The 15,355-nt window shown below is 69.7% G+C and carries 13 protein-coding genes; 3 read left to right on the plus strand and 10 right to left on the minus strand.

Going from position 1 to position 15,355, the window contains the following annotated elements:
- The first annotated feature begins 28 nt into the window (after positions 1-28).
- Entirely contained in the window at positions 29-3,145 is a 3,117-nt protein-coding gene (gene icmF, locus ACFWQC_RS09495; protein WP_378676335.1) for a fused isobutyryl-CoA mutase/GTPase IcmF, read from the plus strand.
- A gap of 127 nt (positions 3,146-3,272) precedes the next feature.
- On the opposite strand, the gene ACFWQC_RS09500 is transcribed toward icmF, so the two are convergent.
- From ACFWQC_RS09500 to ACFWQC_RS09515, 4 genes are read right to left on the minus strand one after another with little or no spacing between them, the layout of a single operon-like run.
- A complete protein-coding gene (locus ACFWQC_RS09500) occupies positions 3,273-4,193 on the minus strand; it encodes a VOC family protein (protein WP_378676338.1) in 921 nt (306 codons plus the stop codon).
- Complete coding sequence (locus ACFWQC_RS09505) at positions 4,190-5,080, minus strand: fumarylacetoacetate hydrolase family protein (RefSeq protein ID WP_378676341.1); 891 nt, start codon at positions 5,078-5,080, stop codon at positions 4,190-4,192. The genes ACFWQC_RS09500 and ACFWQC_RS09505 overlap by 4 nt, the downstream gene beginning before the upstream one ends.
- 31 nt (positions 5,081-5,111) lie before the next feature.
- Complete coding sequence (locus ACFWQC_RS09510; protein ID WP_378676344.1) at positions 5,112-6,860, minus strand: FAD-dependent oxidoreductase; 1,749 nt, start codon at positions 6,858-6,860, stop codon at positions 5,112-5,114.
- Positions 6,857-7,318, minus strand: coding sequence for a nuclear transport factor 2 family protein (locus ACFWQC_RS09515; RefSeq protein WP_378676346.1), 462 nt, complete (start codon positions 7,316-7,318; stop codon positions 6,857-6,859). The genes ACFWQC_RS09510 and ACFWQC_RS09515 overlap by 4 nt, the downstream gene beginning before the upstream one ends.
- Positions 7,319-7,431: 113 nt before the next feature.
- On the opposite strand from ACFWQC_RS09515, the gene ACFWQC_RS09520 reads away from it, so the two are divergent.
- Together ACFWQC_RS09520 and ACFWQC_RS09525 are read left to right on the plus strand one after the other, a co-directional pair.
- A complete protein-coding gene (locus ACFWQC_RS09520) occupies positions 7,432-8,115 on the plus strand; it encodes a GntR family transcriptional regulator (protein ID WP_378676349.1) in 684 nt (227 codons plus the stop codon).
- Position 8,116: 1 nt separating this feature from the next.
- The gene (locus tag ACFWQC_RS09525; protein ID WP_378676351.1) at positions 8,117-8,812 is read left to right on the plus strand and encodes a helical backbone metal receptor; all 696 of its coding nucleotides are present in this window, start codon (positions 8,117-8,119) and stop codon (positions 8,810-8,812) included.
- On the opposite strand, the gene ACFWQC_RS09530 is transcribed toward ACFWQC_RS09525, so the two are convergent.
- The 6 genes from ACFWQC_RS09530 to ACFWQC_RS09555 are packed head-to-tail and all read right to left on the minus strand — an operon-like array spanning position 8,760 to position 15,265.
- Complete coding sequence (locus ACFWQC_RS09530) at positions 8,760-9,110, minus strand: YrdB family protein (protein WP_378676354.1); 351 nt, start codon at positions 9,108-9,110, stop codon at positions 8,760-8,762. The two genes, ACFWQC_RS09525 and ACFWQC_RS09530, sit on opposite strands and share 53 nt — an antisense overlap.
- 29 nt (positions 9,111-9,139) lie before the next feature.
- Complete coding sequence (locus tag ACFWQC_RS09535) at positions 9,140-9,904, minus strand: DinB family protein (protein WP_378676357.1); 765 nt, start codon at positions 9,902-9,904, stop codon at positions 9,140-9,142.
- A 52-nt stretch (positions 9,905-9,956) separates the two neighbouring features.
- On the minus strand, positions 9,957-11,264 hold the full coding sequence (locus ACFWQC_RS09540) for an MFS transporter (RefSeq protein WP_378676360.1): 1,308 nt from the start codon (positions 11,262-11,264) through the stop codon (positions 9,957-9,959).
- 52 nt (positions 11,265-11,316) lie between these two features.
- Positions 11,317-12,423 (minus strand): phosphotransferase family protein, encoded by a 1,107-nt coding sequence (locus ACFWQC_RS09545; RefSeq protein ID WP_378676363.1) that lies wholly within the window; start codon positions 12,421-12,423, stop codon positions 11,317-11,319.
- Entirely contained in the window at positions 12,420-13,646 is a 1,227-nt protein-coding gene (locus ACFWQC_RS09550) for an acyl-CoA dehydrogenase family protein (RefSeq protein WP_378676366.1), read from the minus strand. The genes ACFWQC_RS09545 and ACFWQC_RS09550 overlap by 4 nt, the downstream gene beginning before the upstream one ends.
- Positions 13,643-15,265 (minus strand): class I adenylate-forming enzyme family protein, encoded by a 1,623-nt coding sequence (locus ACFWQC_RS09555; RefSeq protein WP_378676369.1) that lies wholly within the window; start codon positions 15,263-15,265, stop codon positions 13,643-13,645. The genes ACFWQC_RS09550 and ACFWQC_RS09555 overlap by 4 nt, the downstream gene beginning before the upstream one ends.
- Positions 15,266-15,355: the final 90 nt, after the last annotated feature.

A 15,355-nucleotide genomic window follows, 5' to 3' on the forward strand; every position in this document is an offset into this window, starting at 1 on the left:
GTCCAACTATTCCCTGGGAGCCCCGCCCATGTCCGACCTCCACATCCCCCAGAACCACGTACGGATCGTGACCGCGAGCAGCCTGTTCGACGGGCACGACGCGGCGATCAACATCATGCGTCGGATCTTCCAGGCCCAGGGATGCGAGGTGATCCACCTCGGCCACAACCGCTCGGTGACCGAGATCGCCGACGCCGCCGTCCAGGAGGACGCCCACTGCGTGGCGGTCTCCTCCTACCAGGGCGGCCACGTCGAGTTCTTCGAGTACCTGGTCACCGCGCTCAAGGACCGGGGCGCCGGGCACGTCAAGGTCGTGGGCGGTGGCGGCGGCGTCATCGTTCCCTACGAGATCGAGCGGCTGGCCAACTCCGGCGTCAAGATCTTCTCCCCCGAGGACGGTCAGCGACTGGGCCTGCCGGGGATGATCAACACGGTCGTGCGCGACGTCGACCGGGACCTGTGGCCGACCTTCGAGTTCGCGGCCCAGGACGTGCTGGCCGGCTGCCCCCTCTCGCTGTCGCGGTCCATCACCGCCGCTGAGCAGGGGCGGCTCCCTGCCGAGATCGCGGATCCTCTGCGCCAGGCCGACCAGGCGATCGTGCTCGGCATCACCGGCACGGGTGGCTCCGGCAAGTCCTCGCTCACCGACGAGCTGGTCCGGCGCCTGCGCGTCGACCAGGAGGACAAGATCCGCATCGGCGTCCTCGCCATCGACCCGACCCGGCGACGCGGTGGCGGCGCACTGCTGGGCGACCGGATCCGGATGAACTCGCTGGCAGCGATCAAGGACGGCGGCTCGACGACCTACTATCGCTCCCTGGCCACCCGCGGCGGTCACGAGGTGCCCGAGCACTTCGCCGACGTGCTCGCGGTGATGAAGTCCGCCGTCGACCTCGTCATCGTCGAGACGCCCGGCATCGGCCAGGGCGACACCGGGATCAGCGACTTCGTCGACGTCTCGCTCTACGTGATGACGCCCGAGTTCGGCGCCGCCTCGCAGCTGGAGAAGATCGACATGCTCGACTTCGCCGACGTCGTGGCGATCAACAAGTTCGAGCGTCGCGGGGCCGAGGACGCGCTGCGCGACGTGTCCCGCCAGCTCGTCCGCAACCGCCAGGCGTTCACCTCCTCCCCCGACGACATGCCCGTCTTCGGCACCTCGGCCGCGGCCTTCGACGACGACGGCGTCACCGCGCTCTACCAGCACCTGCGCGGCCTCCTCGCCGAGGCGGGCCTCGCGGTCAGCGAGGGCGTCCTGCCCCGCGTCTCGACCCGCCACTCGACGGGCCTGCACCCGATCATCCCCGAGAGGCGGGTCCGCTACCTGGCCGACATCGCGGGCGACGTACGCGACTACCACGCCCGCACCGTCGAGCTCGTCGCCGCGGCGCGGAAGGCGCAGGCCTACGAGATCGTGGCCGAGGACCACCCTGAGCTCGAGGCTCCCGCCAGCGAGATCCCCGATGACCTGCGGAACCAGCTCGCCTCGTGGGAGGAGACCCAGGAGACGTACGCCGCCGACGAGAGCGGCCGCACGTCGCTGGCCGGCAACTACATCCCGCGGGTGGCGACCCCCCGCTACACCGACCGCGGCGAGCTGACCCGGTTCCTGCGCAACGAGAACCTGCCCGGGTTCTTCCCGTACACCGCGGGCGTCTTCCCCTACAAGCGGGCCAACGAGGACCCGGCGCGGATGTTCGCCGGCGAGGGCGACCCGTTCCGCACCAACCGCCGCTTCAAGCTGCTCTCCGAGGGCCAGCCCGCGACCCGGCTCTCGACCGCGTTCGACTCGGTCACTTTGTATGGCCGTGACCCCGACGTACGCCCCGACATCTACGGCAAGGTCGGCACCTCCGGCGTCTCGGTGGCGACGCTGGACGACATGAAGGCGCTCTACGACGGCTTCGACCTGCTGGCCGCGACGACCTCGGTCTCGATGACGATCAACGGACCGGCGCCGACGATCCTGGCGTTCTTCCTCAACACCGTGATCGACCAGGCGCGCGAGCGCGGGATCGACCCGGCGAAGGCGCTGCAGACGGTCCGCGGCACGGTGCAGGCCGACATTCTCAAGGAGGACCAGGGCCAGAACACCTGCCTGTTCTCCACGGAGTTCTCGCTGCGCTGCATGGCCGACATCCAGGAGTGGTTCATCGAGAACGGGGTGCGCAACTTCTACTCGGTGAGCATCTCCGGCTATCACATCGCCGAGGCCGGGGCGAACCCCATCTCCCAGCTCGCCTTCACGCTCGCCAACGGCTTCACCTACGTGGAGTCCTACCTGGCCCGCGGCATGTCGATCGACGACTTCGCCCCGAATCTGTCCTTCTTCTTCTCCAACGGGATGGACCCGGAGTACTCGGTCATCGGCCGCGTCGCCCGCCGGATCTGGGCGGTCGCGATGCGGGAGCGCTACGGCGCCTCGGAGCGCTCGCAGAAGCTGAAGTACCACATCCAGACCTCGGGCCGGTCCCTGCACGCGCAGGAGATGGACTTCAACGACATCCGCACCACGCTGCAGGCACTGATCGCGATCTACGACAACGCCCAGTCGCTGCACACCAACGCCTTCGACGAGGCCGTGACGACCCCGTCCGAGGAGTCGGTGCGGCGCGCGCTGGCGATCCAGCTGATCATCAACCGCGAGTGGGGCCTGGCGTTCAACGAGAACCCGCTCCAGGGCTCCTTCATCATCGACGAGCTCACCGACCTCGTCGAGGAGGCCGTGCTCAAGGAGTTCGACCGGATCTCCGAGCGCGGCGGCGTCCTCGGCGCGATGGAGACCGGCTACCAGCGCGGCAAGATCCAGGACGAGTCGATGCTCTACGAGCACCAGAAGCACGACGGCACGCTGCCGATCGTCGGCGTCAACACGTTCGTACGTGACACCAACGGCGCCCCCGCCGGCCCCGTGGAGCTCGCCCGTGCGACCGAGACCGAGAAGAAGTCCCAGCTCGACCGAGTCCACACCTTCCAGGCCGCCCACTCGGCCGAGGCGGAAGCCGCGATCGTACGCCTCAAGCAGGCCGCCACCTCCGACGAGAACGTCTTCGCCGCGCTCATGGACGCCGCTCGCGTCTGCTCGCTGGGCCAGGTCACCGAGGCGTTCTTCGAGGTCGGTGGGCAGTACCGGCGCAACGTCTGAGCCAGCGACTGCCCGACGAAGGAGGGCAGTCGCGTCGGCGAAGAGATCGAGCAGGCGCACGCCCGGGAGCTTGCGACCGGGCGTGACCGCCGTGTCGAGATCTACGCAGGTGCACCCCCGCCGTACGTCACCTCTTGCTGTGGGCCCCGGTCATCAGCGCAGCGAGGTCCTCGGGCTCGAGGAACGACGGCGGGGGCGGTGGTCCCCAGCTGAACAGACCATTGGCGCCCTCGAGGACCTCCGGCGTCCAGATCTCGTCCTCGGGGATGCAGTCCATGTCGGAGAAGTACTCCGAGAAGTTGCCGGCCGGGTCCTTGAGATACCAGAAGAAGTTCGAGCCGGCGTGGTGGCGGCCGAGCCCCCACACGTGGCGCTCGGGAGCGCCCTCGAGCATGGCGTGCGCCCCGCGGCCGACGTCGTCGATGTCGTCGACCTGCCAGCTGGTGTGGTGCAGGTAGTTGACCGGAGACTGCAGCGCCAGGAAGTTGTGGTGGTCCGTGGAGCAGCGCATGAACGCACCCTTGTCACCGATGTGGTCGGAGACCTTGAAGCCCAGCCCGTCGACGAAGAACCGCATCGTCGTGGCCAAGTCGGTGGTGCCGGCCACCGCGTGCCCCAACCGCCGGGGCCGGACCCGTTCCGTACGCAGCACCCCGGGCGCACGCCCCGACCGCTCGATCCGGCCGGGTCCGTTGTAGGGCGTGGCCGGCTGCGGATCCTGCCGCAACCGAGGCAGGACGCGTACCCGAACCGTGAAGCCGCTGACCGGTTCGGTGGTCAGCAGCGTGTCCCCGTCCAGGGATGCCGGATGCCCGAGACGCTGCAGGGACGCGGCGATCCGGGCGAGGTCGTCGGGGTCGTCGGCCGCGACACCCAGCTCGACGAGCCGGCGGAAGGGTGCTCGCGTGAGCTGGAGCTGGTCCCCGCCGTCCCGGGTCGCCAACGTCGCCTCGCCGCTCGGCCGGAGCCCGAAGTCGGTGTAGTAGTCCGTGGTCGCGGCGACGTCGGGGACGCCGATGGTGACATGACTGAGACGGTGCAGACTCATCGCGGTTCACTCCCGGTCGGCGTAGCCACGAAGGTCTGTCGCAGATCGCCGATCCCTTCGATCGTACTCACCAGGGTCTGGCCGGCTTCGATGAAACGTTGCGGGTCACGGCCGAGGCCGACGCCGTCGGGCGTACCGGTGAAGATCAGGTCACCCGGATACAGGGTGACGACTTTCGACAGCTCGGCGATCAGCCGGGGAACCGGTGCGATCAGGTTGCTGGTGCGGCCGAGCTGGACGTTCTCGCCGTCCAGGTCGCAGCGCAGCTCGAGGTCGTCACGGTCGGGCAGCTCGTCGGCAGTGACGAGCCAGGGACCGGTCGGCGAGAAGCCGGGGAAGGACTTCCCGAGGCCGAACTGCGGCGCCGGGCCGCTGAGCTGGGTGACCCGCTCGGAGATGTCCTGACCGACGGTGACGCCGGCTACATGATCCCAGGCATCGGCCTCGGCGACGTGGCTGGCGGTGCGCCCGATCACCGCCACCAACTCCACCTCCCAGTCGGTGTTGCCACCCTCGGGAAGCACCACCTCGGTGACCGGCCCGGTCAGGCTGCTGACGAACTTCGGGAAGACCGGCGGCAGGCCGGTGGGCGCCTCGAAGCCGGACTCGGCGGCGTGCGCGGTGTAATTGAGCCCGATCGCGAAGATCTGGCGCGGCGCCGGGGACGGGGCACCAAGCTTCGCCACCTCGAACCCGAGCGCGTTCCCCGGGTCGTCGACCCTGACGCTCAGCGCCCAGTCGAAGAAGGCCGACCAGTCCGCGAACAGGCTGGCCGGATCCGGTCCGAACCGGCCGTCGCTGGCCTTGTGGACATCGACGGCTCGCGGCTCGTCGGGGTTGTCGGTGGTGATCAGGACGGCGCGTCCGTCCAGGTTGCCGAGCTTCATGATGATTCCTTCGTGGATCGGTCAGGGTCGATCAGGGTCGGTCGAGGACGGCGCGGAGAGCGCGCTCGAGATCCTCGGCGGGGTCGTCGGTGATGTCGTGGGCCCGCCAGGCCACGTGCTGGTCGGGACGGACGAGGATGGCGCCGGCGTCGCCGACCTCACGTCGAGCCGCCCAGTCGCCGGTCGGGTCGGTGTGGTCACATCCGGGACCGATCGCCTTGACGCTGATGCGTACGCCCAGGTCAGCTGCCACCTTGCCGGCGGCGTCGGCCCAGGGTTCGCCGCCGACACCGGTGAGCAGGGCGAACTCGCCGTGACCGGCGAGATCGAGGGTCGAGCGCCGGACGCGGTCCTTCTCGACCCAGGCGTGCGGCAGCCGAGCTCCGGGATGGGTGGTCGGGTGGTGGTAGAGCTCCGGGTCTCGCTCGGGCTCGGGCCACGGCGTCCCGTCGCCGAGAACGGCGCCGGAGACGTAGCGCTGGTCGAGCTCGACGCCGTGCGCGTTGAACTGGTAGTTCTGCAGGCGTACGGCCTCGGCGAGCTGCCGGCGCCGCCGCTCCCCCTCCGGGCCGGGGGCGTGCAGGCCGTCGAGCGCCCGCTGTCCGTCCTCGGCGCTCTGCCCCGGCTCGAAGCCGAGCGCCTGCGAGATCGGCAGCATGTCCTGCACGCTCTTGAGCGCCCGGTCGACCACCTGCCGCCCGACCGGCTGACGCTCGTCGTGATAGCTGGCGAGAAGCTCCTCGCCGGCGTCGCCGCGGAGCACCATGGCGAGCTTCCACGCCAGGTTGTACGCGTCCTGCACCGAGGTGTTGGTGCCCAGCCCGTTCGCGGGCGGGTGACGGTGCGCGGCGTCGCCGGCGAGGAAGGCGCGACCGATCTGGTAGCGCTCGGCGACCATGTGGTTGATCTGCCACAGGCTGGTCGCCTTGATCCTGATGTCCACGTCGGGGTCTCCGATCGTGGCGCGGGCGCGGGCGATGACGGCTCCCTCGGAGAGGTCGGGCTCACCTTCGGTGGGGTCGTACATGAAGAGCAGGACCCACTCGGTCCAGGGCTTCACACAGATCCAGGTGCCCGACCCGACCCAGTAGTCGTTGCCGGGCTGGCACATCCAGTAGAGGGTGCCGGGACGGTAGGCGGTGTGGTCGGTGAGGTCGGCCTCGAGCCAGACGTTGGCCGCAGCGCCCAGGCCCAGCTCGCCGTCCATCGCGAAGCCGAGCTTCTCGGCGACGGTCGAGCGGCCGCCGTCGGCGCCGACGACGTACTTGGCCCGGATGGTCTCGGTACGGCCGCTCTCGCGGTGACGAACGAGGGCGGTGACACCCTCGTCGTCCTGGCTCACCTCGACCAGCTCGGTGGAGAAGCGCAGGTCGGCGCCGAGCCGCTCGGCACCGGTCCGCAGCACCGGCTCGAGGACGTGCTGAGGGACGTTGCACATCGCGCTCGGGCTGGCCAGGTCGTAGTCGGTGCGACGCTCCGGTCCACTCCCCCAGGTGAGCAGGCGAGCGATCTCCGGGTCGGCGAAGCTGGTCGCCCAGACGTTGTTCCCCATCATCTCGTTGGGCGTCGCGACCTCGCGAACCGCCTCCTCGAGGCCGAGGTCACGGAAGACCTCCATGGTGCGCTGGTTGGTGATGTGGGCACGAGGAGAGTGCGCGGTGCCGGCGTACTTCGTCACCGTGATCGCATCGACGCCGTACGCCGCCAGCAGGGCCGCCATGCTCAGGCCCGCGGGTCCGGCGCCGACGACCAGGACGTCGGTCGTGATGTCGTCCGTCATGACGCCGCCGATCCCATCGGCTCGGGCTCCGCCTCGACCAGCCAGGGGTAACGCTCCGTGTCGGCGCCGGCGTAGTCCGGGTCGAGGTAGACGAACAGCCGCTGGATCCGGCCGTCGCGGATCTCCATCACGTCGCACCAGCGACCCGCGTGCGTCACGCCGGCACGGAACTCGGTGCCGTCGGAGGTGGTGCCGGCCGAGGTGCCCTCGACCACCACGGTGTCGCCGGCGACGACGTAGTTGAAGTACGCGTAGTCGTGCTTGATCCCACCGAGCAGCGAGCCGACCTTGGCGAAGGCCTCTCGGACGGCGTCGATCCCGTCAGCGATCCCGATCTTCGGGAAGTAGACCTGGATGTGCTCGTCGAAGAGCTCGAAGAAGTCTTCACCGCGGTCGAGCCGCTTCAGGTACTCCAGGGCGAGGGCCTTGCGCGCCTCGTCCGTCATTGCCTCAGTCATGTCCAAACCCCTTTCGGCACAGGTGACTGTCATCACAGTCTGACCACAGATAATCGAAGAAACAAGAGATATTCGAAAATCTCTAAATATTCGCATCATGCTAGGGTGCTCGCATGGCGACTCGACCACGCGCAAGCACCGAGGAGGTCTACGCCCGTCTTCGCGCGGATGTCCTCGGCGGCGTCTACGCTCCCGGCGAGCGGCTGAAGTCCACGCCGCTGTGCGAGGCATACGGGGCCAGCGTCAGCGTCATTCGCGAGACCCTCTCGAGGCTCACCGAGCAGGGGCTCGTGGAGTCCGAGCCCCGGATCGGCTTCCGCGTCCGGCAGGTGAGCGTCGATGATCTGCGCCACCTGACCAGCGCCCGCATCGACATCGAGACGCTCACGCTGCGCTACGCGATCGAGCAGGGCGACATGAACTGGGAGTCCGAGGTGGTGGCAGCCCACCACCGGATGGAACGTACGCCGATGCTCACCGCCGACGCTCCGCCCCGCGTCTCCGACGACTGGGAGGTGGCCCACAGCTGCTTCCACGGCGCGCTGCTCGACGGCGCCCCGAACCCGTGGCTGCTCGGCATCGCCACCACGCTGCGTGATGCCGGCGAGTTCTACCGGCGATGGTCGCAGGTCCATGAGCCGGGGCGAGACGTCGCCGGCGAGCACCGCGAGATCCTGGAGGCGACCCTCGCCCGGGATGCCGACCGGGCCGTACGCGCGCTCACCCAGCACTATCAGCACACGGCCGACATCCTCGAGCGAGCCCTCGCCGAGCGCGACACGGCTCGGCACACCTGACGTGCGGATCGTCAGTCTGGTCCCCTCGATCACCGAGGCGCTGGCATCGGTACACCCGGACGCACTGGTCGGAGCCACGGACTGGTGCACCCGTCCTGCCGACCTCGAGGTGACCCGGGTTCGCGGCACCAAGAACCCGAATCTCGGTCTCATCCGCGAGCTCGAGCCGGACCTGGTGATCGCCAACAAGGAGGAGAACCGGGAGCTCGACGTCCGCCGGATGCGCGAGGCCGGCATCCGGGTCGAGGTCACCGAGATCGAGAACGTCCCGGCGGCCGTCGCGACCTACGAGCGGCTCTTCGACGACCTTCTCGGCTGGGACCGCCCGGACTGGCTGCTGGAGGCCCGCCGGCTCTGGTGCGAGCCGCTCCCCCGGGTCACTCGCCGGGTCGTGGTGCCGATCTGGCGGGACCCCTGGATGGTGGTCGGCTCACGGACGTTCACCGGAGACCTGCTGCGGCGGCTGGGCTGGGAGAACGTCTTCGGCGAGCACGCGGACCGCTATCCGCACGTCGACCTGGTCGAGATCGACGGTGCTGGTGCCGATGTCGTGCTGCTCCCTGACGAGCCGTACGTCTTCACCGCCGAGGACGGCCCGGAAGCCTTCACACGGCCGCCGACCGAGCTGGTCAGCGGCCGGCTGATCACCTGGTACGGGCCGAGCCTCCTCGAAGCGCATCGGTGGGCAGCCGGCTGATCGCGGGCACCTGAGCCAGGCCGTTGACCACGACCGAGAAGACCAGCAGGGCGAGCGCCCATCCCGGGTGACCGGCGTCGAGGAGCGCCAGCGAGGCGAGCACGAAGACGATCACCTTGGCGACCGGCCGGACGACGGGACCACCGCGAGGCGCCTTCGGCGAGGCGAAGGCCCACCAGACGAACATCGCCACCAGGGGCAGCAGCCAGACCAGCAGCCAGCGCGGATCGTGCTGCCAGCCCCATACCCCGAAGGCAGCCATCGCCAGCAGCTCGTCGAGGAACACCAGAGTCAGCACGGACCATCCGAACACCTTCATCCTCGGCCTCAGCCCGCCGCGAGAACGGCCAGGTCACGCGCGGCATAGCGGTGGTGCTCGGCCTCCTCCGCGAGTACGACCTTCAGACAGCGGCGCACGGTGTAGTCGGCCTCGGGGTCGTTGCCGATCGGCTTGCGGGTGCAGAGCCGGTCGAGGTCCGCATCAGTGACCGTCGCGACGTAGGCCCGCATGGTGTCCATCCGGGCGAGGCGGGGCTCGAGGATCTCGTCGAGGGACGGGTCGGCGTCGACGGTGAGTCCCTGAACTCCGTCAGGCTCGCCGCCGGGACCGAAGCCGAGCGGATGGTAGGGCGCATCCTCCTCGAGGACGGGGTTGCCGAGCCACTTGTCGCTGGCGTAGAGCAGGTGCCGCAAGGTCTCGACGAACGACCACTCGTCGTCGACCCGCCGGCGGTGCAGCTCCTCGGGCATCTCCCGCACCCGGGACACCGTCGCGGTCCAGGTCTCCTCGATCGCCGTCCACGCCGCACGGATCTCGTCGGCGGTCCGCGCCTCGCGGGCCAGGACCCGGTTGGGCTCGACCCGATCGAGCTCGGCCCGGACGTACGCTGTCACGTCGACGTCGTTGACCACGATCCGCCCGATGTCCCCGGCGAGATAGACCTCGGGGCCCCAGCAGTCGACGATCTTCACCCGCTCCTCGAACCAGCAGTCCCGGATCTCCAGGCCACTGAGATCGCTCTGCCGGATCAGCGCGTCGCGGAACCGGTCCGACTCGATGTGCTCGATCCCGTCGACCTGTTCCTCAACCATGGGGCGAGTCTCTGCCCTGTCGAGCAGCAGGTCAACGGGATTCGGGCAGCGCTCAGCAGTGGGCGTCCTCCAACCGGATGCCCTTGGTCTCCCGCATGAGGAACACGGCGATGCCGGTGCACACGCAGAGGATCATGATGTAACCGCTCGACATCCAGCCGATCTCGAGGTTGTTGAACAGCTGGTTGAGGTAGGGCGCGGTCCCGCCGAAGACGGCGACGGAGACCGAGTAGGCGAAGCCGATCCCCTGTGTGCGGATCCGAGTGGGAAACGCCTCGGACATGATCGAGGACAGGATCGACCCGGGCGCGGCGATCACGACGAGGGCGATGCCCGACGCGACGAGCAGCGTCCATCCGGCAGGCCCGATCAGCGCGGTGAGCGGAAGCTGCAGCACCGTCATGATGACCGCGAAGCCGATCATGACCGGCCGACGCCCGATCCGGTCAGAGAGCCTGCCCCAGAACGGCAGCGCTGCCAGCCCGAGGAGCTGTGCACCGACGGTCACCCAGTAGGCGGTGTTGGGAGCCATGCCCTGCCCGATGGCATAGGTCGAGACGTACGAGGTCCAGGTGTAGTGCGCGGCGGTGATACCGGACGTCATGGCGACGACGAGGAGGATCGCCCGGACGACCCGACCACGGGGCAACGGCGCCACCTCAGCGTCCGCCTTGTCACTGGACTCGAAGACATCGCTCTCGTCCATCGTGCGCCGCAGCCACAGCGCCGCGAGCGCGAGCAGCGCACCGAGCAGGAAGGGGATCCGCCAGCCCCACGCGGCGACGGCGCTCTCGGAGAGAACGGTGGTGACGACACCGCCGACGGTGTAGGCCACGACCGAGCCGCCGAAGATCGCGGCGAAGACGATGCTGCCCCACAGACCGCGTCGCTCAGACGGCGCGATCTCGGCGATGTAGGTGTTCGCCGTCGCCGACTCACCACCATGGGCAAACCCCTGTGCGACGCGAGCGAGCAGCAGGATCGCGGAGGCGCCGACCCCAATCGAGGAGTACGTCGGCATCAGCCCGATGACCAGGCTGCCCGTCGCCATGGTGAGCATGGTCGTGACCAGGACGAACTTGCGGCCCTTGCGGTCCGCGATCCGGCCGAACACGAGGCCGCCGAGCGGCCGCATCAGGAAGCCGACCGCGAACACGGCGAACGTCGAGAGCAGTGCCGAGACCGGGTCGGCGTTGTTGAACATGGCAGCGGCGATGAACGGCGCGAACACGGCGTACGCGCTCCACTCGTACCACTCCATGACGTTGCCGACGCTGCTGGCGAGCATGGACTTGCGCTTGGACCGGAGCGTACCGCTCGTCGCGTGGGCCGGCGTCGTGCCGGCGGTGTGGTGGGTCACCGTTCTCTCCTCGGGATGGGGTTGGGGGCGGCGCTGCGAACAGCGCGGAACGTCATCGGCTGGCCAGGTCCGCGTACGCCTGGGCCCGCTCGAGCAGCAACGGCACGCCGGACCCGAGACCGGCGGCGTAGTCGTCGCCGGGGCGTTCGCCGGCGAGCCAACGGGTGTACATGGCCTCGCAGAAGATGGCGGCCTTCCACAAGGCGAGCGCCTGGTACCAGGGCAACGGGGTCAGGTCGAGGCCGGTGCCTGCGGCGTACCGCTCGGCGAGCTCGGCCGAGGCGACGTAGCCGCGGCCGGCGGTCACCGGCGTCAGGTGGAGCGGCGTGGCCGCGACGCCCGGTTCCGACCACGAGGCGGTGAGATAGCCGAGGTCAGCGAGGGGGTCGCCCAGCGTCGCCATCTCCCAGTCCAGGACGGCCAGCACCCGAGCGGGTGCGTTCCGGTGCAGCATGAGGTTGCCGAGCCGGTAGTCACCGTGGACGAGCGCGGTGCCCTGAGTGCGCGGCACCCTGGACCCCAGCCAGCCCGCGAGGGCGCCGACCTCGGGGAGACTGCGCCGGGAGTTGACCTCCCACAGACCGGCGAAGCGGCGTACCTGGCGCTCGAGGTAGCCCTCGGGGCGGCCGAGTCTCGCCAGCTCGCCGCCGGCGACGTCGATGGCGTGCAGCCGGAGGAGGGTGTCGACCAGCGCGCGGCAGGTGGCGGCCCGCTCGACCGAGGCGTTCAGCGCGTCGGGCACGCGGTCGGTGAGCACCTCACCGTCCAGCGCCTCCATGAGGTAGAACGGCACACCGAGCACGGACTCGTCCTCGCAGACCGCGAGGATCTCCGGCACCGGAACACCCTCGGGGCGGAGCAGCTGCTGGATCCGCGCCTCGCGGACCATGTCGTGAGCCGAGCGCGGGAGCGGCGGCCGCGGCCCGCGCCGAAGGACCATCTCGATGCCCCCACGGCGGAGCAGGTACGTCACATTCGACTGCCCGTCGCCGATCCGCTGCCACTCGACCGGTCCCTCACCGAGGTCGTGCGTGTCCAGGAACGCGGCCACGGAGTCGAGGACCAGCAGCGGCGGGTGCGGCAGCGACACGGCGTCCTCGTGGCGCTGCACTACCTCGACGCCGTCGGGTTCGGCACACGTCGCGATGACGGCGCTCACGTCGGCTCCTCGGCATGCACGGTCGCTTCGCCACGGAAGGGTTCCCCCGCCGCGATCTCCTTGCGCCGGTGCCCGGAGGCACGACGGGAGATCGCCCACTTGTGGGTCTCGTTGGTGCCGTCGTAGATGCGGAAGGGGCGGACCTCGTTGAGGTACTGCGCGAGCGGCAGCCCGTCGGAAACCCCGTCGCCGCCGGTCAGCTGCACGGCACGGTCAATGACCCGGTAGATCGCCTCGGAACAGTGCACCTTGGCGATCGAGGACAGCGCGGACCCTGCCCGCGGATCGCTCTCCAGCAGGCCGGCGGTCTTGGTGATGATCGCGTCGGACGTCTCGAGGTCGATGACCGACTCGGCGATCAGGTTCTGGGAGATCCCGAGCTCGTTGAGCCGCGACCCGAAGACCTCGCGCGTCTCCGCCCGGTCGAGGGCGATGTCGAGCGAGCGCCGGGCGAGTCCCAGCCATCGCATGCAGTGCGTGAGCCGCGCGGGCCCGAGCCGCACCTGGGCGTGACGGAAGCCCTCCCCGACCTCGCCGAGCACTGCGTCGTCGCCGACCTCGCAGTCCTCGAGGTAGACGTGCGGGTGTCCCCCGTCGATGTAGCGGTCGACCGTGTGGATGGGCTCCCCGACACGGATGCCCGGGTTGTCCATGTCGACCAGCAGCATGGTCGCGCCACCGTCCTCGTTGCGGGCCATGACGATGCAGAACGCGGCACCGATCGCACCGGAGATGAATCGCTTGTGGCCGTTGATCACCCAGCGGTCGCCGCGGCGAACCACGGTGGTCTGCAGCGCAGCCGGGTCGGACCCGGCCCCCGGGTGCGGCTCGGTCATGCCGAAGCACGACCGCACCTCGCCGGCGGCCAACGGAGCGAGGTAGCGCCGCTTCTGCTCCTCGGTCGCGATCAGCTCCAGCATGTGCACGTTGCCCTCGTCGGGTGCCATACAGTTCAGGACGCTCGGGCCGATCGGCGAGTAGCCGGCCTCCTGGAAGATCGGCGACCAGTGCCGCAGCGGCACACCCTGGCCCCCGAACTCGACAGGGACGTGCGGCGCGAACACCGCGGCCTCGCGGGCCGCGGCCATCAGCTCGTCGCGGACGTCTTGCGGCATCCGCTCGCCCGGCGCCGGCTCGCGCGGGATCACGATCTCGCGGATGAAGGCGCGGGTGCGTACGCGCAGGTCCTCCACCTCGGCGGGCAGAGCTGCGGCGTCGTTCATGGGTTTCCTCCCTGGTCACGCAGGACATTGCGACGGATCTTCCCGGTCTGGGTCTTGGGCAGCTCGTCGATGACGACCACCCGGCGGGGCGCCTTGTACGCCGCCAGGCGCTCGCGGGCGAACGCGATCAACTCCTCGGGCGTCACCTGCGCGCCCGCCACCAGCGAGACGTAGGCGACCACGCTCTCGCCGCGGTACTCGTCAGGCTCACCTACGACCGCTGCCTCGCGGACCGAGTCGTGCTCGTAGAGCGCGTCCTCGACCTCGCGCGGCCAGACCTTGTAGCCGGAGACGTTGATCTGGTCCTTGAGCCGGTCGACCAGATAGACCCAGCCGTCCTCGTCGATGATGGCGACGTCGCCGGTACGCAGCCGGCCCTGCGGCATCGCATGCTCGGTGGCCTCCGGCCGGCGCCAGTAGCCGGGCACCACCTGTGGGCCGGCCAGCTCGAGCTCACCCTGCCCGCCGGGCGCCAGCGGGTTCCCGTCGGCGTCGACCACCCGGGCCTGCATCCCCGGCAGCGGCACACCGATGGGCAGGGTGCCGCTCGGCCCGTGCACAGGAGCGCGCACTCCGGGCGGCACGGCGATCACGGCCGAGGAGGTCTCGGTCATGCCGTACCCGTTGTGGATGTAGTGCCCGAAGCGCTCCTCGAATCGCTCCACCGTGGCCGGCGGGATGGGCGCTCCCCCAGAGTAGAGCCGCTTGGCGGTCGCGAAGTGCTCGGCGCTCGCCTGCGGCAGCGCCGCGATGGCGTTGTACGCCGTGATCGACCCGATCGTGGAGGTGACGCCCTGCTCGGCGAATGTCTCGAGGGCGACCTCGGGGTGGAACCGGCCGGCCAGTGCCAACGTCGCGTCCGAGAGCAGCGCGACGGCGGCGTTCACGACCGCGCCCGTGATGTGGAACAGCGGCGCCATCCCGAACACGACATCCCCCGGCTCGATGCCGGTCCAACGGGCGTACGTCGAGGTGACGGCAAGAAGGTTGCCGTGCGTGTTCATCGCGCCCTTGGGTGGACCGGTCGTCCCGGAGGTGTACGTCAGCAGCGCGATGTCGTCGCGGGTCAGGTCGATCGCGGCGGGCCGTAGGCCACGGCACTCCTCGACCAGTGCGACCAGATCACCGTCGGGGGCAGCTGGAGCGCGCTCGACGGAGGGCAGGACTCTGGGGTCGTTACGGGTCTGATAGTCCGCCGGCGAGGTGCTCACCGTCCAGCTCACGCTGCTGCCGGCCAGCGTCGCGAGCGTCTCGGCGACGTCCTCGCCTGCACAGACGAACCCTGTCGCCTCGGCGTCATCGACCAGTCGGCGCAGCTCCTGGCGCCGGTACATCGGGTTCAGGACCAGCGCCGTCGCACCGAGCTTCCACAGAGCGAGCAGCACGACGGCGTACTGCGGGATGTTCTGCAGGTAGACACCCACCCGGTCACCGCGCCCGGTCCCGAGACCCGCGAAGGCCACGGCCAGCGCGTCGGACTCCTCCTCCAGCTCGGCCGCGGTGAGGCGACCGTCGAAGTAGGTGAGCGCCACTCCGTTCGGGCGGCCAGCGACGCGCTCACGCCAGGCGGCGACCAACGACTCGGGCCTCGACTCGGGGCGGGCTTTCTCGGTCTGCACGGATCCCTCCTTCCCGACCGATCGATCGCTCGGTCGGGTGCTACTGTGGTGTGCGTCACGCACGGTGTCAAGAGGGATATGGTTCGCAAT

Origin of the sequence: Nocardioides sp. NPDC058538, from assembly GCF_042719275.1 — a bacterium.
Taxonomy (GTDB): domain Bacteria; phylum Actinomycetota; class Actinomycetes; order Propionibacteriales; family Nocardioidaceae; genus Nocardioides.

Coding starts and splice junctions, on each gene's coding strand:
- ACFWQC_RS09520 (WP_378676349.1), top strand. CDS start 7,432: ATGGCGACTCGACCACGCGCAAGCACCGAGGAGGTCTACGCCCGTCTT.
- ACFWQC_RS09515 (WP_378676346.1), bottom strand. CDS start 7,318: ATGACTGAGGCAATGACGGACGAGGCGCGCAAGGCCCTCGCCCTGGAG.
- ACFWQC_RS09535 (WP_378676357.1), bottom strand. CDS start 9,904: ATGGTTGAGGAACAGGTCGACGGGATCGAGCACATCGAGTCGGACCGG.
- ACFWQC_RS09510 (WP_378676344.1), bottom strand. CDS start 6,860: ATGACGGACGACATCACGACCGACGTCCTGGTCGTCGGCGCCGGACCC.
- ACFWQC_RS09550 (WP_378676366.1), bottom strand. CDS start 13,646: ATGAACGACGCCGCAGCTCTGCCCGCCGAGGTGGAGGACCTGCGCGTA.
- icmF (WP_378676335.1), top strand. CDS start 29: ATGTCCGACCTCCACATCCCCCAGAACCACGTACGGATCGTGACCGCG.
- ACFWQC_RS09500 (WP_378676338.1), bottom strand. CDS start 4,193: ATGAGTCTGCACCGTCTCAGTCATGTCACCATCGGCGTCCCCGACGTC.
- ACFWQC_RS09505 (WP_378676341.1), bottom strand. CDS start 5,080: ATGAAGCTCGGCAACCTGGACGGACGCGCCGTCCTGATCACCACCGAC.